14 protein-coding genes and 1 other RNA gene are annotated in these 18,161 nt (G+C 30.2%); 13 read left to right on the top strand and 2 right to left on the bottom strand.

The genetic code is table 11. The features are described 5' to 3' along the window. Positions 1-39: 39 nt before the first annotated feature. Entirely contained in the window at positions 40-543 is a 504-nt protein-coding gene (locus P3X86_RS16790; RefSeq protein ID WP_483293885.1) for a hypothetical protein, read from the bottom strand. A gap of 597 nt (positions 544-1,140) precedes the next feature. On the opposite strand from P3X86_RS16790, the gene P3X86_RS16785 reads away from it, so the two are divergent. The 13 genes from P3X86_RS16785 to ssrA all read left to right on the top strand — a co-directional run bounded on the left by P3X86_RS16785 (position 1,141) and on the right by ssrA (position 14,851). Further along, on the top strand, positions 1,141-1,392 hold the full coding sequence (locus P3X86_RS16785) for a hypothetical protein (protein WP_483293884.1): 252 nt from the start codon (positions 1,141-1,143) through the stop codon (positions 1,390-1,392). Between the two features lie 299 nt (positions 1,393-1,691). After that, positions 1,692-1,862, top strand: coding sequence for a hypothetical protein (locus P3X86_RS16780; RefSeq protein WP_483293883.1), 171 nt, complete (start codon positions 1,692-1,694; stop codon positions 1,860-1,862). A gap of 399 nt (positions 1,863-2,261) precedes the next feature. Next, positions 2,262-3,038 carry an alpha/beta fold hydrolase gene (locus P3X86_RS16775; protein WP_483293882.1) on the top strand — a complete coding sequence of 259 codons (777 nt, stop codon included), beginning with the start codon at positions 2,262-2,264 and terminating at the stop codon, positions 3,036-3,038. Then, on the top strand, positions 3,031-4,647 hold the full coding sequence (locus P3X86_RS16770; RefSeq protein WP_483293881.1) for a UDP-N-acetylmuramoyl-tripeptide--D-alanyl-D-alanine ligase: 1,617 nt from the start codon (positions 3,031-3,033) through the stop codon (positions 4,645-4,647). Before P3X86_RS16775 ends, P3X86_RS16770 begins: the two co-directional genes overlap by 8 nt. A 14-nt stretch (positions 4,648-4,661) precedes the next feature. After that, positions 4,662-5,834, top strand: coding sequence for a D-alanine--D-alanine ligase family protein (locus tag P3X86_RS16765; protein ID WP_483293880.1), 1,173 nt, complete (start codon positions 4,662-4,664; stop codon positions 5,832-5,834). A gap of 384 nt (positions 5,835-6,218) precedes the next feature. Continuing rightward, positions 6,219-6,911, top strand: a complete 693-nt coding sequence (locus P3X86_RS16760) for a FadR/GntR family transcriptional regulator (protein ID WP_483293879.1) — start codon at positions 6,219-6,221, stop codon at positions 6,909-6,911. Between the two features lie 87 nt (positions 6,912-6,998). Continuing rightward, on the top strand, positions 6,999-7,793 hold the full coding sequence (locus P3X86_RS16755; protein WP_483293878.1) for an electron transfer flavoprotein subunit beta/FixA family protein: 795 nt from the start codon (positions 6,999-7,001) through the stop codon (positions 7,791-7,793). A gap of 16 nt (positions 7,794-7,809) precedes the next feature. Further along, positions 7,810-9,012: an FAD-binding protein gene (locus P3X86_RS16750; protein ID WP_483293877.1), complete on the top strand. Its 1,203-nt coding sequence runs from the start codon at positions 7,810-7,812 to the stop codon at positions 9,010-9,012. Then, entirely contained in the window at positions 9,002-10,396 is a 1,395-nt protein-coding gene (locus P3X86_RS16745; protein ID WP_483293876.1) for an FAD-binding oxidoreductase, read from the top strand. Before P3X86_RS16750 ends, P3X86_RS16745 begins: the two co-directional genes overlap by 11 nt. 191 nt (positions 10,397-10,587) lie before the next feature. Then, positions 10,588-12,711 carry a ribonuclease R gene (gene rnr / locus P3X86_RS16740; protein WP_483293875.1) on the top strand — a complete coding sequence of 708 codons (2,124 nt, stop codon included), beginning with the start codon at positions 10,588-10,590 and terminating at the stop codon, positions 12,709-12,711. Between the two features lie 374 nt (positions 12,712-13,085). Next, positions 13,086-13,898 (top strand): alpha/beta fold hydrolase, encoded by an 813-nt coding sequence (locus P3X86_RS16735; protein ID WP_483293874.1) that lies wholly within the window; start codon positions 13,086-13,088, stop codon positions 13,896-13,898. Positions 13,899-14,021: 123 nt separating this feature from the next. Then, positions 14,022-14,483 (top strand): SsrA-binding protein SmpB, encoded by a 462-nt coding sequence (smpB, locus tag P3X86_RS16730; protein WP_483293873.1) that lies wholly within the window; start codon positions 14,022-14,024, stop codon positions 14,481-14,483. A 10-nt stretch (positions 14,484-14,493) separates the two neighbouring features. After that, positions 14,494-14,851: a transfer-messenger RNA gene (ssrA, locus tag P3X86_RS16725) on the top strand. A gap of 209 nt (positions 14,852-15,060) precedes the next feature. Here ssrA and P3X86_RS16720 read toward each other — a convergent pair. Continuing rightward, on the bottom strand, positions 15,061-18,012 hold the full coding sequence (locus tag P3X86_RS16720; RefSeq protein WP_483293872.1) for an ABC transporter substrate-binding protein: 2,952 nt from the start codon (positions 18,010-18,012) through the stop codon (positions 15,061-15,063). Between the last annotated feature and the right edge of the window lie 149 nt (positions 18,013-18,161).

Genomic DNA, 18,161 nt, shown 5'->3' with positions numbered 1-18,161 from the left:
TAAAGGCTAGTTAAATCAACTAGCCTTAGGTTTTAATTATTAAAAACTATATTTACTTATAGGTACTTCATTATAATGAAATCTCATCTTTGTTGACCCGGATCTAAAAGGTTTCTTTGAACTTCTAGCATGAACTTTAAATCGTAATGTAGTTGGAAAATACAAATAATCGTTTACTGGAATATAATTGGAAGCCTCTATAGTAAATAAATTTTCTGACCCGTAAGATGATACTATTTCAATCCAGAAATTTTTTGTTTTTATTGGAATAGATTTTCTACTCTTCCAGTCATTGAGATCATAACGCATTGTTATTGGGCTAGTTGGCTTATATGTTAGAGCAAAAGCTTCGTAAACAGTAGTATTATTAGTGCTAGCTACGAACCAATCTGTAGTATTCGAATATCTTTTTCCATCCCATCTAGTTTTTCTTGTCTTTGCGTGCATTTCTTTAGAGTGCTGATATGAATCTGCCAGTGCCATGCTACTAAATCCTAATACCATACATAATATAAGAAATAAAGAAATAAACTTTTTAAACATAAAAAAAACCTCCTCAAATTTTAAATATATTACAATATTATACTAATTTCTAGATGATTCCAAAGCTCACACTGCTAAACTCTAGCATAAAACATAACACAATAAAATATTTTACATTTTTATCATAAAACTCCTCCTTTTTCATTTATTTCTACATATCGTATTTTACCACTATTCTTTTACCCCGTTATGTCACTGTATTATTTTTTTATAAAAATTATATATAGGTAATAAAAAAAGAACTAATTAGTGATATACCTACTTAAAGTAGGTATATCAGATTGTTGACAAAAGGGCTTCTATATTTTAAATAATAGAGCCCCTTTTGTTTTGTGTAAAAATAAAAGAACTAGCCAAAGCTAGTCCAATTATTTTATTTACTTTTTTAACAATTTATGTGAGCCATTAGAGTTTAATACTAGGTATAACCAACGGGTTAAGTCAAAAACTATTTCGGTAAAGACAAGCAAGATATTCTAAAGATTATGAGATTAAGATCAATAGCGAGGATTTTTGGTTTTTTATTGGGCAAAAAGGGAGAAAATTGAAAAAAATATAACTTATGATCTTAATGATGAATATACTAGGAAATATGGAATGCCTAAAAAAGTATCTTCCCTATGGATTGAGGTATTATCATCTTATGGATCAGAAAACACAGTTACTATATACGCTACCGATTATGAAGAAAGAGATGGGCGCTATATACCTAAAACATTATATATCAAATTTCATGCTAGAAGTTCTAAAAAACCATTTGGAGGTGCTGGATCTACAAATGTTAAAATACATTGTCCAGGAGGATTCTATGTATGTTCTAGAGTCTGCCAAGTAATTGGTGTAAACTAACTAAAATAAATAACAAATTCAACGTTTTCAAGTGGGCGTATAATCTATTTAAGACATGTCGGAAAAATATTTGCATAACTGGGAAGAGAGGTGTATAATGAAAATATGCCGAACTGGTGTTCGCAAAAAATAAATTTTGGGGCAGAGGTGGTAGGATGAAACGGAGCAAAAGAAAAAGAATACATATTTGAAGATTTATGCGAATTGAATAAAGGTAGCTATTTTATTTATGAAATAAAGAAAGACGGATTCGTATTTAAAAAGGGAGATTTTTTGATAGTGAAAGGTATCACAATATATTGAATGAATATAAATACATATTATCCAAAAACTTAGAGATAGAAATTAATAGACTTGAAAATACTAAAAATATAAAGTGGTACATTGTTGGATATATAAGAGACGATAAATCATACTCAATCATATGCGGTGATACTAAAATGATACTAAAAGAAAATGATGCCGTTTAATGTTTAAAGAAATAGAAAATAATATTGAGATAAAATACACATTTAAACACAGATTGCACTATATGAAAAGAAATAAAAATTGAGTGGGAATAGTAAACACATTATTTATATTATTTCTATTTGATCTAATGTATAGAATAAAGTTAACATTATTAGTATTATTTATATTAGTAACGTTTATAAAGAAATTTAATATCAGAGATTACCTGTAATTATAAGGGTGTCTCTTTTTTAGTAGATAAATATAAATAACCATTATAGTTATGTAATTCATATGATTTGTTAATAATTATAAAGTGACCTTTCAAGGTAACTATTTGTAGAATTTAAATCGAACTTCTGATATAATCTAATAGAACATATATTTAAAATAGAAATAGAATTAGTGAGGATGATTTAATGAATGTCAGTATTGACAAACTGAATATTAATTACATATGTGAAGGAGAAGGAAATCCAGTTCTAATACTACATGGTTGGGGAGCTAATATACAAACAGTTATGCCAATAGTTAATCATTTAAAGAACAGATTCAAAGTATATGCAGTAGATTTACCAGGCTTTGGAGAAAGTGATGAGCCAAAAGATGTATGGGGAACTAATGAATACAAAGATATAGTAAAAAAATTTATAGACAAAATGGGTTTGGAAAAAATAATATTAATAGGACATTCACATGGAGGACGGATATCAATAATGCTTTCAAGTGAATATCAGGAGCTTATAAATAAAATGATACTGATAGACAGTGCCGGTCTTATACCAAAGCGAAAACCAAAGTACTATGCGAAGGTATATACATTTAAAACACTAAAGGTTATCTATAGAGGGATATTTTTTTGGAAAGATAAAAAAGAAGCTATGGAAAAATTCTATAAGAAGTTTGGATCAGATGACTATCGAAATGCACAAGGTGTAATGAGAAATATAATGGTTAAAGTAGTAAATGAAAATCTTAGACCATATCTAAGTAAGATAAAGACATCTACACTACTGATATGGGGTAGAGATGATGATGCAACACCATTATATATGGGAGAGATTATGGAAAAAGAAATAGAAGATAGTGGATTAGTGGTTTTTGATAATGCAGGACATTTTTCATATGTAGATCAATTATACAGCTTTAAAGTTGTAGTTGATAAGTTCTTAGAGGGGTGTGTAACAGATGTATAGTAAGATTATATTAGGATTAAGCATATTAGTTTGGCTAGTGCCAATTTATTTTAGAACAAAATATTTTTTACACATGATACAATTAGAAGAGTATGAATCAAATAATTATAAGAAGTGGATGAAACTTAATAAGCCAAAAGTTATAACATTAAAACAGATAATAGTTGTTATCATAATATTTTTTGCGTTATGTATATATACAATTAGAGCAAATGATACTTTAATGTATATATCATCAATAATTTGGCTAGTTGGTTTGCTATATAGCTTTGAGATGAAAAATAAAGAGGCAAAAAAGCCATTAGTATATACCAAAAGAGCAAAAAGGTTATTAACATGCAATTATGTTATACTTTTTATTACGTTATGTATAATAGTACTAATAGGTATGAAAGAAGAAAATATACTTATTATATTGATTTTTATGTATATGTATTGCCTATTGATACCACAGATTATGTTATATGCTAATAAGATAGTAAAGCCAATAGAAGTCAGAATAAATAAATACTATTATGATATGGCGTATAATAAAGTTAGAGAATTTGAAGAACTAAAAATAGTAGGTATAACAGGTAGTTTCGGTAAAACTACTACCAAATTTATAACAGCAGAAATACTAAAACAGAAATACAACACATTAATGACGCCTAATAGTTTTAATACACCTATGGGCATAAGTAAAGTAATAAACAATACGCTTAATAGTGAGTATGAAGCATTTGTAGTAGAAATGGGAGCAAGGAAGATAGGAGAAATAGAGGAAGTTGCGAAACTTGCTAATCCTAAAATAGGTGTACTTACATCAATAGGGCCAACGCATTTAGATACATTTATAAACTTAGAAAATATATCAAAGACAAAATATGAGTTAATTGAAGAACTACCAACAGACGGAATAGCTATATTTAATTATGATAATAATTACGTCAAAAAATTAGCAGATAAGACATTCAAGGAAAAGATTTTATATGGATTAGAAGATACAGAAAATCTTGACTTGTATGCAGAAGATATAGAAGTATTTGAAAAAGGCTCTAAATTTATACTCAAAGATAGAGATGGAAATTCAGTAGAGTGTCAAACAAAACTACTAGGTAGACACAATATATCTAATTTACTTGCAGGTGCCGCAGTAGCTAAAGCACTAGGAATGTCTTTTGAAGAGATCAGTAGAGGAATAAGAACAGTCGAGCCAGTACCACATAGATTGCAGCTTATAGACCCAGGAACAGGTGTAATAGTAATAGACGATGCGTTTAATTCCAACCCGATTGGATGCCAAGCTGCATTAGAAGTAATTAGCCATTTTAAAGAAGGTCATAAAATAGTAGTTACACCTGGTATGGTTGAATTAGGAGCAAGAGAAGACGAGGCTAATAAACTATTTGGTAAAAATATGGCAGATGTCTGTGATTATGTAATTTTAGTAGGAGAAAAGAAGACAAAACCTATATTCGAAGGTTTAAAAGAAAATGGATTTAATATGTCAAACGTATTTGTTGTTAATTCACTAGCTGAGTCGCAACAAAAATTAGCTGACATTGTAAGACCTAAAGATGTAGTATTGTTTGAAAACGATCTGCCAGATACATTTAACGAGAATTAATATGGAGGTTTTTTATGAAAAAAGTTGGTGTTATATTTGGAGGAAAGAGTGTAGAACATGAAGTGTCAGTTATAACTGGACTTCAGGTTATAGAAAATATGGATAAAAGTAAGTTTGATCCTATAGCGATATATATAACAAAAGAAGGTAAATGGCTTACAGGAGATAGTTTAAAGAAGTATGATACATTTAAAAACAAGTCATTTAACGATGCTAAAGAAATAATATTTACACCTTATGATAAAGATAGCAAAATGTATTCACATCCAGAGAAAAAAGGATTGTTTGCTAAAAAGGTATTTGATGAAATAGATATATTTTTCCCATCTGTTCATGGAACAAATGGAGAAGATGGAACACTTCAAGGATTGCTAGAACTTATAAATATCCCTTATACTGGTTGTGATGTAACATCGGCTGCAGTAGGTATGGATAAAATAATAATGAAGGATGTTTATAAAGCTCATAAGCTTAAAGTAGTAGATTATACATGGTTTTATAGAAGTGCTTGGCTTGTAGATAAAGAGAATATTATAAAGGAAATAGAAAGCAAGCTATCGTATCCAGTGATAGTAAAACCATCTAATCTTGGCTCAAGTGTAGGTATCAATAAAGCAAGTGATAAGGATGAGTTGATAAATGCTATAGAGATTGCGATAAGGTATGACAGGAAGATACTTATAGAGAAAGCAGTGGCTAACCCAAGAGAGATTAATTGTGGGGTTATGGGATATGATGACAAACTAAAAGTATCATTATGTGAAGAACCACTTGGATGGAAAGATTTGCTGACATACGAAGATAAGTACATAAATGGCTCAAAAGGTACTAATGGTTCAAAAAATAGCGATAGCAAAAGAAAAATACCTGCAGATATAAGCGAAGAAGATACAAAAACAATAGAAGCTATGGCGAAAGATGCTTTTAGACTTATAGATGCAAAGGGAGTAGCTAGAATAGATTTCTTAATGGATGATACTGGGGAGATTTATGTCAATGAAATAAATACTGCTCCGGGTTCATGGGCATTTTACTTGTGGGAGCCAGCTGGAGTTAGCTTTAAAGAGCTAATAAGTGAAATGATAGATATTGCAATAACAGTACATCAAGAAAAACAACAAAACATGTATTCATATGATGTAGATTTATTTAGTAGAAGAGAGAAAATTAATAAGACAAATAAGTAATGGATATAAAGATGAACATGGAAATTAAGGGCTATTGAAAAAATAGCCCTTTTTTGAAAACTAATTGGGGTCAGGCTTGAAAAGTTGACAAAAGTCTTTTGATTTTTTATTAAAATAATGTTGGCGTCCTTAGATAAATTATTTATTATAATTAATATAACCATTGATATTGCTAAACTAGAAAACAATAAAAAATTAAACTAATAATTATAAATAATAACACAAGAAGCAAATTTTTTGGATAGATGTCTTTAAAAATTTGTACTTATAATTTAGTTATTGAGGACTACATTTTATATAGCCCTTTTAAGTGTGTGTTTTACATCAACTGTGTATGCTGATATAATATAAAAGAGGTAAGATAAAGTTTAGGGAGATAAGTAGATGTTTAAACCAATAAAACAAAAAAAAGTATATCAACATGTCATAGAGCAGATACAAAATATGATATTATCTGGTGAGTTAAAAAAAGGAGATAAGCTTCCAGCAGAGAGAGAGCTTTCTTCTAAGCTAGATGTTAGTAGATCTTCAATAAGAGAAGCTTTAAGAGCATTAGAAATATTGGGACTTATAGAAAGTAGGCAAGGAGAGGGGAACTTTATTAGTGACAATATAGGCAATAGTTTCTTCGAGCCGTTATCAGTTATGTTTATGCTTAACGAAGGAAAAAAAGAAGAAATATTAGAGCTACGAAAAATGATTGAGGTAGAGACAGCTGCAATGGCAGCAACAAAAATTTCTGAGGAGGACATTAATGTTTTAAAAGATTTGATGGTTAAATTAAAGAACGCTAGAGATGAAAAAGAAAGTGCTAATTTAGATAAAGAATTGCATTATAAAATAACACAGATAGCAGGAAATTCATTTGCATTTAATCTTTTGAACTCAATAACGTTCATTATGGAGTCTTTTATTGAAAATGCTAGAGAAGCTATATTAAAAAATGCAAAAGAAAGAGATTTGTTAATAGATCAACACCAAGAAATATGTGATGCACTGATAGAGAAAAATCCAAGGAAAGCATCACTAGCAATGAGAAAACATCTAGATGAGATTAATAAGTTTATAATGTATTAAAATAAATGTAGCTCAATAGCCAAGATTGTGCTATAATAAATATTAAATTGGTCATACCACCCGACCTATAACAAAGGAGGAAAAACAATGCAGATTGTTGTTTGTATAAAGCAAGTGCCAGGTACATCAGAGGTAGAAGTAGATGAGATAACAGGAGTTTTAAAAAGAGAGGGTATAGATTCTAAAATGAATCCATATGATTTATACGCTTTGGAGACAGCAATTAGGATAAAGGAAAGTTCTAATGCATGTATCAACGTTGTAACTATGGGACCTCCTCAAGCTAAGCAAGTAATAAGAGAATCATACATGATGGGAGCAGATAAAGGAGTATTGTTAACAGATAGAAGATTCGCAGGTGCAGACGTGCTAGCAACTGCTTATACTATATCTCAAGGTATTAGAAAGATCAATGATAATAATATAGACCTTATAATATGTGGAAAGCAAACTACTGATGGAGATACAGCACAAGTTGGACCAGAGATAGCTGAATTTTTAGATATACCACATATAACTAATGTTACTAAGCTAGTAGAAGTTAAAGAAGACAGCATTATTGTTGAGGTAGATAACTCAGATTCAATAGAAGTATCTGAAATAGAATTTCCTTGCTTAATAACAGTGGAAAAAGATATATTCACGCCAAGATTACCTTCATTTAAAAGGAAACTAGTAACAAAGGATACAGAGATAACCCAATATACGCTGGATGATTTTGATGATAAAGAAGAAGAACACTATGGGATTAATGGTTCACCTACACAGGTAAAAAGAATATTTCCACCAGAATCAAATACAAGTCATGAAGCTTGGAATGGTACAAGTGATGAACTTGCTAACAAGATTTATTATAAGCTAAAAGAACTTAAATTTATTTAGGCTAAGGAGAGATAAAATGGCTAAAATAGTGATTAATCAAGACAAAATAGCTGACTATAAGGAGCTAATAAAGCTATGTCCTTTTAATGCAATAGAGTATAAAGATAATACTTTGAGTATAAATGCTGGCTGTAAAATGTGTAAGTTATGCATAAAAAAAGGCCCAAAAGGAGTATTTGAGTTAATAGATAAAGTAAAGCATAGAGTAAATAAAGATGATTATAGAGGTATACTTGTATATGTTGATCATACAAATGGAGAAATACATCCTGTTACGTATGAATTAATAGGCAAAGCATTAGAGTTAGCATCAAAAATAAATCATCCAGTATATTGCTTGTTCATGGGAGATAATATATCAGATAAAGCGGAAGATATTTTGAATTACGGAGTAAATGAAGTATTTGTATATAATAAAAAAGAGCTAAAAGATTTCAGAATAGAACCATATACATCAGTTTTCAGTGAGTGTATAGAGAATATAAAACCTAGTATAGTTTTAGTGGGAGGTACTATTGTAGGTAGATCATTAGCACCGAGAGTAGCAGCTAGATTCAAAACAGGACTTACAGCAGATTGTACTATACTTGATGTTCAAGAAAATACTGATTTAGATCAGATAAGACCTGCTTTTGGAGGAAACATCATGGCGCATATTTTTACTCCAAATCATAGACCTCAATTTGCGACAGTTAGGTACAAGATTTTTTCAGCACCTGAGAAAATTAAAAACACAAAAGGGAAAATAACTATGTGTGATATTTCCGGGGAAAAATTAATGTCAAAAATAAGTGTATTAAAGACATTTGAAAAAGAAAAAAAGAAAAATATAGAAGATGCAGATGTCATAATAGCTGTTGGTAGGGCTTTAAAAAGAAAAGAAGATTTAGATATGATATACAAAATAGCAGAAAAATTAAATGCCGAGGTTGCATGTACAAGACCGTTAATAGAATCAAATTGGCTAGATGCTAAAAAACAAATAGGGTTAAGTGGGCGTACAGTTAAGCCAAGATTAATAATAACTTGTGGAATATCAGGTGCTATACAGTTTACTGCTGGAATGAATAATTCGGATTGTATAATAGCTATTAACAATGATGAAAAAGCACCGATCTTTCAAGTAGCGCACTATGCCGTAATAGGAGATATGTACGATGTACTACCTAAATTAGCAGATAAAATAGCGTGTGAGTTGGAGGTATGTCATGAATTATAAAAAGATAGATGTAAGAGATATAGATTATTTAATATCAGTTTGTACAAAAGATAGAGTGTTTATTGGAGATGATATTAACGAGGATTTTTCACATGATGAGCTTGGAGATGTTAGTAGTAAACCAGAAGTTATGGTAGAGGTAACATCAACTTTAGAGGTATCAAAGATAATGAGTTATGCATATGAAAATAATATACCAGTTACCCCTAGAGGACAAGGTACAGGACTAGTTGGAGCCTGTGTTCCGCTGTATGGAGGAATATTGCTTAACTTAAATAAAATGAATAAGATATTAGAACTTGATGAAGAAAACCTAACACTTACTGTAGAGCCAGGAGTTTTGTTGATGGAAATAAGCGAATACGTGGAGAAACAGGATTTGTTTTATCCACCAGATCCGGGTGAAAAAAGTGCTACTATAGGAGGCAATATAAGTACAAACGCTGGAGGTATGAGAGCAGTCAAATATGGTGTAACAAAAGATTACGTTAGTGGATTAGAGGTTGTATTAGCAAATGGCGAGATATTAAATATTGGTGGGAAAGTGGTAAAAAATAGCTCAGGGTATAATATAAAAGACTTGATAGTTGGTAGTGAGGGTACATTAGCAGTGGTTACAAAGGCTGTATTAAAATTAATGCCTTTGCCTAAAAAAGCTATAAGTATACTTGTACCATTTAAAAAATTAGAAGATGCGATAGATACAGTACCGAAGATAATAAAGTCAAAATCAATACCAACAGCTATAGAATTCATGGAAACTGATGCAATAATAGCTGCAGAAGAATTTCTTGGCGTCAAGTTTCCTGACAAGTCTGCAAATGCTTATTTATTACTCACATTTGATGGGAATAATACAAAAGAGATAGAAGTGGCATATGAAAAAGTGGCACATATTTGTTTAGCTAATAAAGCTTTAGATGTGCTAATATCAGATACTCAGGAAAGACAAGATTCTATCTGGAGTGCAAGAGGAGCGTTCTTAGAGGCTATAAAAGCGTCAACAACTGAAATGGATGAGTGTGATGTTGTAGTTCCTAGAAATAAAGTAGCAGATTTTGTGAAGTATACAAGTAAACTTCAACAAAAATATGATATAAGAATAAAAAGTTTTGGACATGCAGGAGATGGCAATCTTCATATATACATTTTAAGAGATGATTTATCATACGAACAATGGAAAAATAAACTTGGTGATGTGTTTAAGTGTATGTACGACAAATCAATTGAACTTGGAGGCAAAGTATCAGGAGAACATGGTATAGGATATGCTAAGAAGGAATATCTAAGAGAATCAATGGGAGAAAAGAGCATAGAGTTATTAAAGGGAATAAAACGTGCATTTGATCCTAAAAATATACTAAATCCAGGGAAATTATTTTAATATATCTCAATTCTAGAAAACTATAAAAAATGAGGCTGTATGTATACAGCTTCATTTTTTATATTCTAAGTATATGAATATGAAAACAGGCAAAGATAATAAGTAAATAAATATATTATATTATGTGATATAATTATATAAGTCGTAGAATTAATCGAGAAAATGTTATAAAACAAATTGGAGTGTGATATATGAATACTAAAGAGAAGCTAGTACAAATTATGAAAGAGCAAGCGTATAAGCCTCTTAAAAGAAGAGAATTAGCTAAGATATTTGACATACATAAAAACGAAATGAACGACTTTACAATGTTACTAAAAGATATGGAAAAAGAAGGGTATATCATAAAAACTAGAGAAGAAACATATGCCATACCTTCTAAAATGAATTTGGTAGTTGGTACAATACAGGGAAATGCAAAAGGTTTTGGATTTGTCTTACCAGATGATAAGGAAATAAATGATATATTTATTACATCTAACAATATGAATGGTGCAATGCATGGAGATAGAGTCATAGTCAGAATGATAAGGAATGCTCAGAGTAACAGAAAAGCTGAGGGTGAAATAATCAGAATAATAGATAGAGCAAATCACACGATAGTAGGAACGTTTGAGAAAAGTAAAAGTTTTGGGTTCGTTGTTCCTGATGACGAAAGAATAAGACAAGATATATTCATTCCTAAGAAGATGATTGGAAAAGCAAAAACTGGACAAAAAGTAGTAGCGAAGATAAATGAATGGCCAAGCAAGAGAAGAAGTCCAGAAGGAGAAATAGTAGAAATACTTGGATATATAGAAGATAAGGGAGTGGACATTTTATCAATAATTCGGAAATATGATCTGCCAGAAGAATTTCCAGAGAAGGTAATTAATGCCGCAGAAAGTATAGAAGATGAAGTTAGTCAAGGTGAAATCAACAGTAGGTTAGACCTAAGAGACAAAATGATATTTACAATAGATGGAGCAGATGCAAAAGACCTTGATGATGCTATATCACTTGATATATTAGATAATGGTCATTACAGATTGGGAGTGCACATAGCTGATGTAACTCACTATGTAAAAGAAAATTCAGCATTAGATAAAGAAGCAATTAAAAGAGGTACTAGTGTATATTTAGTTGATAGAGTTATACCAATGCTACCTAGAAAGCTATCAAATGGTGTGTGTAGTTTGCATCCAAATGTTGATAGATTAACTCTTAGCTGTTTTATGAATATAGATATTAACGGAAAAATCGTAGATCATGAGATAGTTAAGACAGTCATTAATAGCAAAGAAAGATTAACATATACAGATATTTCGAATTTATTGGAAAATGACGATGAAGATGTAAAAAAGAGATATTCACATATTCATGATATACTAAAACATATGGAAGAGTTAAGTAAAATACTCAGAAAGAAAAGAGAAAAAAGAGGAGCAATAGATTTTGATTTTGATGAAGCTAAAGTGATTTTAGACGAAGAGGGAAGGCCAATAGAAGTTAAAAAAGCAGAAAGAAGAACAGCAAATAAATTAATTGAAGAGTTTATGTTAGCTTGTAATGAGACGGTAACAGAGTATATGTATTGGTCGCAGATGCCGTTCGTGTATAGAACACATGAAGAACCAGACGAAGAAAGAATAAACGAATTTAATAAATTTATAAGGAGTTTTGGCTATATAATAAAAGGGTCAAGCGAGGTTCATCCAAAAGAACTACAACGTTTATTAAAGAAAATAGAAGGAAAGAAAGAAGAAACAGTTATAAATACACTTATGCTAAGATCATTGAAAAAAGCTAAATACAGTGAAATACACGGGCCACATTTTGGGTTAGCAGCAGAGTACTATAGCCATTTTACTTCTCCAATAAGGAGATACCCCGATTTACAAATTCACAGAATAATAAAGGCGTTTATAACAAATGAGTTAGGAGATAAAAAGATAAGACATCTTAAAAAGATACTACCAGATATAGCTAGACAGTCTTCTATACGAGAGAGAATAGCAGAAGATGCTGAAAGAGAGACAGAAGATTATAAGATGGTAGAATTCATGAGTGATAAAATAGGAGAAGAATATGAAGGTGTTATATCAAGCGTTACATCTTTTGGTATATTTGTAGAACTAGATAATACAATAGAAGGTTTAGTGAGGATAAGTACCCTTATGGATGATTACTATATATATGATGAGCTGAACTATTGTCTAGTAGGCGAAAGAACGAGGCGAATATACAAAATAGGTGATATAGTAAAGGTTAGAGTAGTAAATACAAATTTAACAAAAAGAGAGATTGATTTTGAAATAGCAGAAGAACAAATATAAAGAACTTGTGGTTATCTTAAAAGATAGCCACAAGTTTTATTTAATCAGTTTACAAAGTGCAAGAAAACAATCAAAGATCTAAAGAAAAAAGTATTTTAATAACCTCAAAATTCTCAAAGATAATCTCTAAAATATATAGTAATCAACTAAATAACAAGGATCATACCTACGCAGTGTGTCTAGATACTTTTGTTTTTCCGAAGAAGCGACTTTAAAATCCATACAACTGTTTTGCTAAGTAATGTAAGTTTCTTAGAGCTCTTGACAATTATTCAATTAATATATAAACTATAAACAAAATGACCGACTTGGTCATTTGAGAAAAAGTATAAAACTTAGTGTTTTTTAGTATGATATTAGGGGGAGGAATAATAATGAGCAATTTTCGAAATGATATAATCAATCTAGGAAAAGATGAAGACATGTATTATGTATCCTTTGGTAGTGGAGATAAACAATTAGTTATTATTCCAGGGTTAAGTGATGGATTAGTTACTGTTAAAGGAAAAGGTAGAATGTTAGCAAAGTACTATAAGATATTTGCAAAGGATTTTAGAGTAACTATGTTTAGTAGAAAGAATCAATTGAAAAAAGGGTATACAATTAGAGATATGGCTCATGATCAAAAAAGAGCAATGGCAAAGCTAGGGATGAAAGATGCATATGTATATGGTATATCCCAAGGGGGGATGATCTCACAGTGTCTTGCTATTGATTACCCTGATATGGTAAAAAAACTAGTGATAGGAGTATCTATATCAAGACAAAATCCTTATATGAAAAAAACAGTTGAAAACTGGATTAGGATGGCTAAAGATGGTAGGTATGGAGACCTAATAGAAGATACAATAAAAAGGACTTATACAAAAAAGAAAATGAAAAGATATAAATTTTTTATGCCAATCATAAAAAGAATAGGAAAACCAAAATCATTTGAAAGGTTTCTGATACAAGCAGAAGCTTGTTTAACACATAATGCATATGATAAACTTAGTAAAATAAAATGTCCAACTTTAGTTATTGGTGGAGATAGCGATAGAATAGTTGGATTAAATACATCAGAAGAAATGGCAGAAAAAATACCAAATAGTAAGCTTATTATATATAAAGGGCTTGGACATGGTGCATATGAAGAAGAAGAACAGTTTCATAACGAAATATTAAAATTTTTATTACAATCAACATAATTACTTAACTAATACAAAATCTATGAATAGATCATGTTACATTAAATGTAAAATATACAAGTTGACAAAAATAGTTGCTGGATGTATAATAAAGTCTAGACGTTGTTTTTGAGGGGTATAATTATGAAAAAGAGTAACGATAAAACTCTTGCGAGAAATAAGAAAGCAAGACATAACTATTTTATTGAAGAGAGCATGGAAGTAGGTTTAGTTTTAACAGGTACAGAAGTTAAGTCTATGAGACAAGGAAAAGTGAACATAAAGGATAGCTATGCTCAAATAGAAAATGGTGAAGTATTTGTAATAAATATGCATGTTAGTCCTTATGAACAAGGGAACATATACAATACTGACCCCTTAAGAAAAAGAAAACTTTTACTTCATAAAAAAGAGATTAACAAACTAACAGGATATACTACGCAAAAAGGATATTCATTAATACCGTTAGCATTATACCTTAAAAATGGCAAAGTAAAAATGGAGCTTTCAGTGGCAAAGGGTAAGAAGCTCTATGATAAAAGAGATAGTATTGCAAAAAGAGATGCACAGAGAAGGATTCAAAAACATATGAGTCCAAAATATTAAAACTTATCCCGGGGGCGAAATTGGTTTCGACGGGGGTATAGAGTATAGAGTAGCTAGACGTGTTTTGTTTGTACACACGTAAATCAAACAAACACTAAATATAAACGCAGACGAAAATTACGCTTTAGCTGCCTAATAAACGCAGCTCATCTACTCTAATGGTCCCACCCATTAGATGTTAGATGTCATAGTAAGTGGGGAACTACTACAGAGGTGCTTCGATCTGTTGGTAGATAAATTGGAGCTCGTCGACTAAAAAGTTTGTCGTTGGACGTTTTAGAAGACTAAAAATAAAACACCGACTGTTCTAGGAGAAGCTCTATATAAAGTGCTTTCGGACGTGGGTTCAACTCCCACCGCTTCCACCATAAAAGATTACTTACCACTGCATATTGCTTGCAGTGGTTTTTTGTTAATAAGTTAGTTGGAAAATAATTATTAGTGACTTAAAAATCCGATTATTATAAACTAATAGCGTATAGCTAAACGAGGGATATTGTGACATTAAAAGATTTATGAATTGCAAATGATTAGGATATACATGAAACTTAAAGGGGTATTTAGCCCCTTTAAGTGATTAATTTTTAATTAAGAAAATACCTGATTGTGGTTGCAATGTAATACTATCTTTTATGCTTTCTCCATTATTTAAAGATTGCATTTCTTTATCGTATATATTACCATCTAATCTCTTGAATTTGCAAAATGGAAACATTTTATCAAGGTCAAAAGTATGTTTTGAAAGTTCATTTGTATTTACAAGAACTAGTCCGTTTTCAAATTCTCTAGCCAATACTTCTAAAGAATCTTTCATAACAAAATTTCTGATATAGACATTTTGCCTACCTTGAATTTCAATAGTAATATCACCTATGTCTTCTCCACATTCCCTAAAATAAAATGATACATGATTCCATCCTTTGGACCAAGCCCAGCCTCTCAATTTAGTATCAGCATCCCAATCTGTTCCACTCAATGATATAAGTATGTTCCTAGCAACATCACTTGGAAAATTGGCTAGTTTATCGCATTTTATATCAAATTCAACTATAAGACCATTTTTTTTAGTTATAGGAATGGTTTTTCTAGTAATAGACATACTTTGCATACTAGAGCCTTTTATGTCGTTGAAATCTTTAGCAGAAATAGTCATTATACCATTATTTGCACGTATATCACATTCATTTTTACTAAAGGAAGAAATGAAGTTATTACTCATCTTGATTCCTTCTGTATTTAGCTTATCTTTAGCATTAGTAGATAATTTTATGATTTTGCTAATAGGATACCCTAGCCAATGAATTTTATTTTCTTTTCCACATTTGATTTCATCTACGGCAGAAAAAGCTTTTGTTTTTTCAATGTTTTCATACGATAAATCGTCAAAAGCAACTCCCATAATCGTAGCAAAAGCATTTTTCATTAAATCATTCTTTCTTTTATCTATATCTTGTGGTACATTTCTATCTTTACGGATTAATATATTGAAATCATCTCTTTCAACATATTTTTGATAAAAATCAAATACGTTAATACAGCTAGAAATTTCTCTTAATGTATGATCAGTATTAATATCATGCTCTATGCCATTGTATATAGACGGTAATTGTATTCTAGAATCTTCAATATCCCCAAAATATCCATCACCAATAAAGATTCTATTTTCCCCTAAAGCTTCTCTAACTCTTTTATGTATGTCATATGCACCTAGCATATAACTATTTTCACCATTAGGTAATATTCCATCATCACCAATACCATCCATATTCGCATCTATAATTCTTTTACTATTCTTTTTAAAGCTAGTGATAGGAACGTCCCAAGCAAATCCACCTACTTGATTTAATAATCCATCTTGACTAAATACTTTTTTAATCATAGAAACCAATACATCACCAGCATTATTACCATTTTCATCTTTGGGGCACATGGTAGATAAGTTGTAATAAAAATTGAACTTATCTCCATCAATAGGGATTCTATATCCTAAAGTAGAAGGAGCTACCCAGATATAGTCATAATTAGTTATTTTAAAGTCTTTTGATGTGGAATCAAATAGTCCACGCTTAACCATAAGCTTTCTACCATTCCTTTTTGTCACAAGAGCGTATTCACTTTCTTTCCATAATTTGATTGAATTCTTAACTGGTACTATAATTATGACATCTGAATTTCTGTGATCTCCTCCTGTAGCGACAAATTTACTACCGTCCTCTACTATTATAGTAGTATCATCTTTTTTAATATCCTTTTTCAAATAGCATCCTACATAGTAAGCCATATGAGCTGGTGAAAAAGGATATTTTCCATTAAAATGTTCTTTTAATTTATTACTACCTTTATCAAACAAGAAATGTTCTAAAAATAATTTATTTGAAACTTTAGGAGCTAAGCTTCTAATATTTTCTGGTGTGTGCCTTGCTATGTCTTTTAACATTTTAAAGATTCCACCACTTGTTTCTGTAATATAAGAAGAGATTAATCTATTACTTCCTTTATCATTTTCTGTTCTAAATCTCATCGAAATTGGAAAGTTTCTCTGTAAAGCTTCTTCTTTTCTATTGATAATCCTTGAGTTATCAATATTAATATCACCAAAATAGTATGTACCATCCATGTTTACAATGAAATTACTTAAGCTATTAGATATTTGGACATCAGTACTATGAATTGACGTATTAGCGTTAGGTATAATAGTAGTATTAATAATATTGTTATTATCAATACAGTCATTCACATGTAGTTTTTCTAAACGAAATAAATTTTCAGTAATATATTTATTATTTTCATAGTTTTTAGATTTTTTAGCTACAACAATAATTTCATCAATAAAAATATTATCTTTATTCCAATAATTTTCGTTTTTACTAAGTATTAAACATGGGCGCCCATCGTCAGTGTAAGATTTTTTAGAAAAAACAAAAGGTCCATTTGTAAAATATGTAGAATCATTTTTTTTATAAAAAGGAGTAGGCATAAATTCGACTTTGGATATTTCATGTAAAAAATCAGGTGTATTTTTAGATAGTTCAACTTTAAATGTAGTAGCATCTAATGCTTTATACGATACGATATTTAAGTCATTTGCCACATGTTTATGGTGATTTACTACTTTGCTTTCTTCTATATTTTCATGCAGTAGTTGATTCCATCTTTTCTCGAAACTTTTAGCTGTAACCTTTGTGTCATTTATATTACTAGACTGTATAGCATTATCTCTTAACTTAAAAATATATATTAGACCGTTATCAGATATATCAACAGATTTTGCAGCTGCAAGCTGTACATTTCCAGAACTATCAACTCTAGTTAATCCTTCAAATATATTTGTTAGTATAGTTTTGTTAATGTTATCTTCCAATACTGGATTCATATAGTTTGTAGGTAACTCAGCTACTTGCCAATACAATATATTTTTATGAGTAAATTTTTTTGTAACAGTATCAAAATTACAGTATCCGATACTAACAACTGCTAGTGCAATCATCATAACTAATAATCTTTTTAGTATATGTTTGCTATCGCTCAATCAAATTACCTCCTTTTGCAAATATATATAATATGCTCAAGCTTATTTTAATATACCACATATGTGCAATATAAAACAATAATTAAACAACTAAAAAAACAATTCAACATAAATATACCATTATATTACAAAATGGATGTATGATATAA

The organism is Abyssisolibacter sp. ZYX002 (genome assembly GCF_056892235.1).
Note: the sequence above shows the minus strand (reverse complement) of the source record. Positions and strands in the feature narration are given on the sequence as shown.

Coding starts and splice junctions, on each gene's coding strand:
- P3X86_RS16745 (WP_483293876.1), top strand. CDS start 9,002: ATGAATTATAAAAAGATAGATGTAAGAGATATAGATTATTTAATATCA.
- P3X86_RS16750 (WP_483293877.1), top strand. CDS start 7,810: ATGGCTAAAATAGTGATTAATCAAGACAAAATAGCTGACTATAAGGAG.
- P3X86_RS16765 (WP_483293880.1), top strand. CDS start 4,662: ATGAAAAAAGTTGGTGTTATATTTGGAGGAAAGAGTGTAGAACATGAA.
- P3X86_RS16790 (WP_483293885.1), bottom strand. CDS start 543: ATGTTTAAAAAGTTTATTTCTTTATTTCTTATATTATGTATGGTATTA.
- P3X86_RS16785 (WP_483293884.1), top strand. CDS start 1,141: ATGCCTAAAAAAGTATCTTCCCTATGGATTGAGGTATTATCATCTTAT.
- P3X86_RS16760 (WP_483293879.1), top strand. CDS start 6,219: ATGTTTAAACCAATAAAACAAAAAAAAGTATATCAACATGTCATAGAG.
- P3X86_RS16770 (WP_483293881.1), top strand. CDS start 3,031: ATGTATAGTAAGATTATATTAGGATTAAGCATATTAGTTTGGCTAGTG.
- P3X86_RS16775 (WP_483293882.1), top strand. CDS start 2,262: ATGAATGTCAGTATTGACAAACTGAATATTAATTACATATGTGAAGGA.
- P3X86_RS16735 (WP_483293874.1), top strand. CDS start 13,086: ATGAGCAATTTTCGAAATGATATAATCAATCTAGGAAAAGATGAAGAC.
- smpB (WP_483293873.1), top strand. CDS start 14,022: ATGAAAAAGAGTAACGATAAAACTCTTGCGAGAAATAAGAAAGCAAGA.
- P3X86_RS16755 (WP_483293878.1), top strand. CDS start 6,999: ATGCAGATTGTTGTTTGTATAAAGCAAGTGCCAGGTACATCAGAGGTA.
- rnr (WP_483293875.1), top strand. CDS start 10,588: ATGAATACTAAAGAGAAGCTAGTACAAATTATGAAAGAGCAAGCGTAT.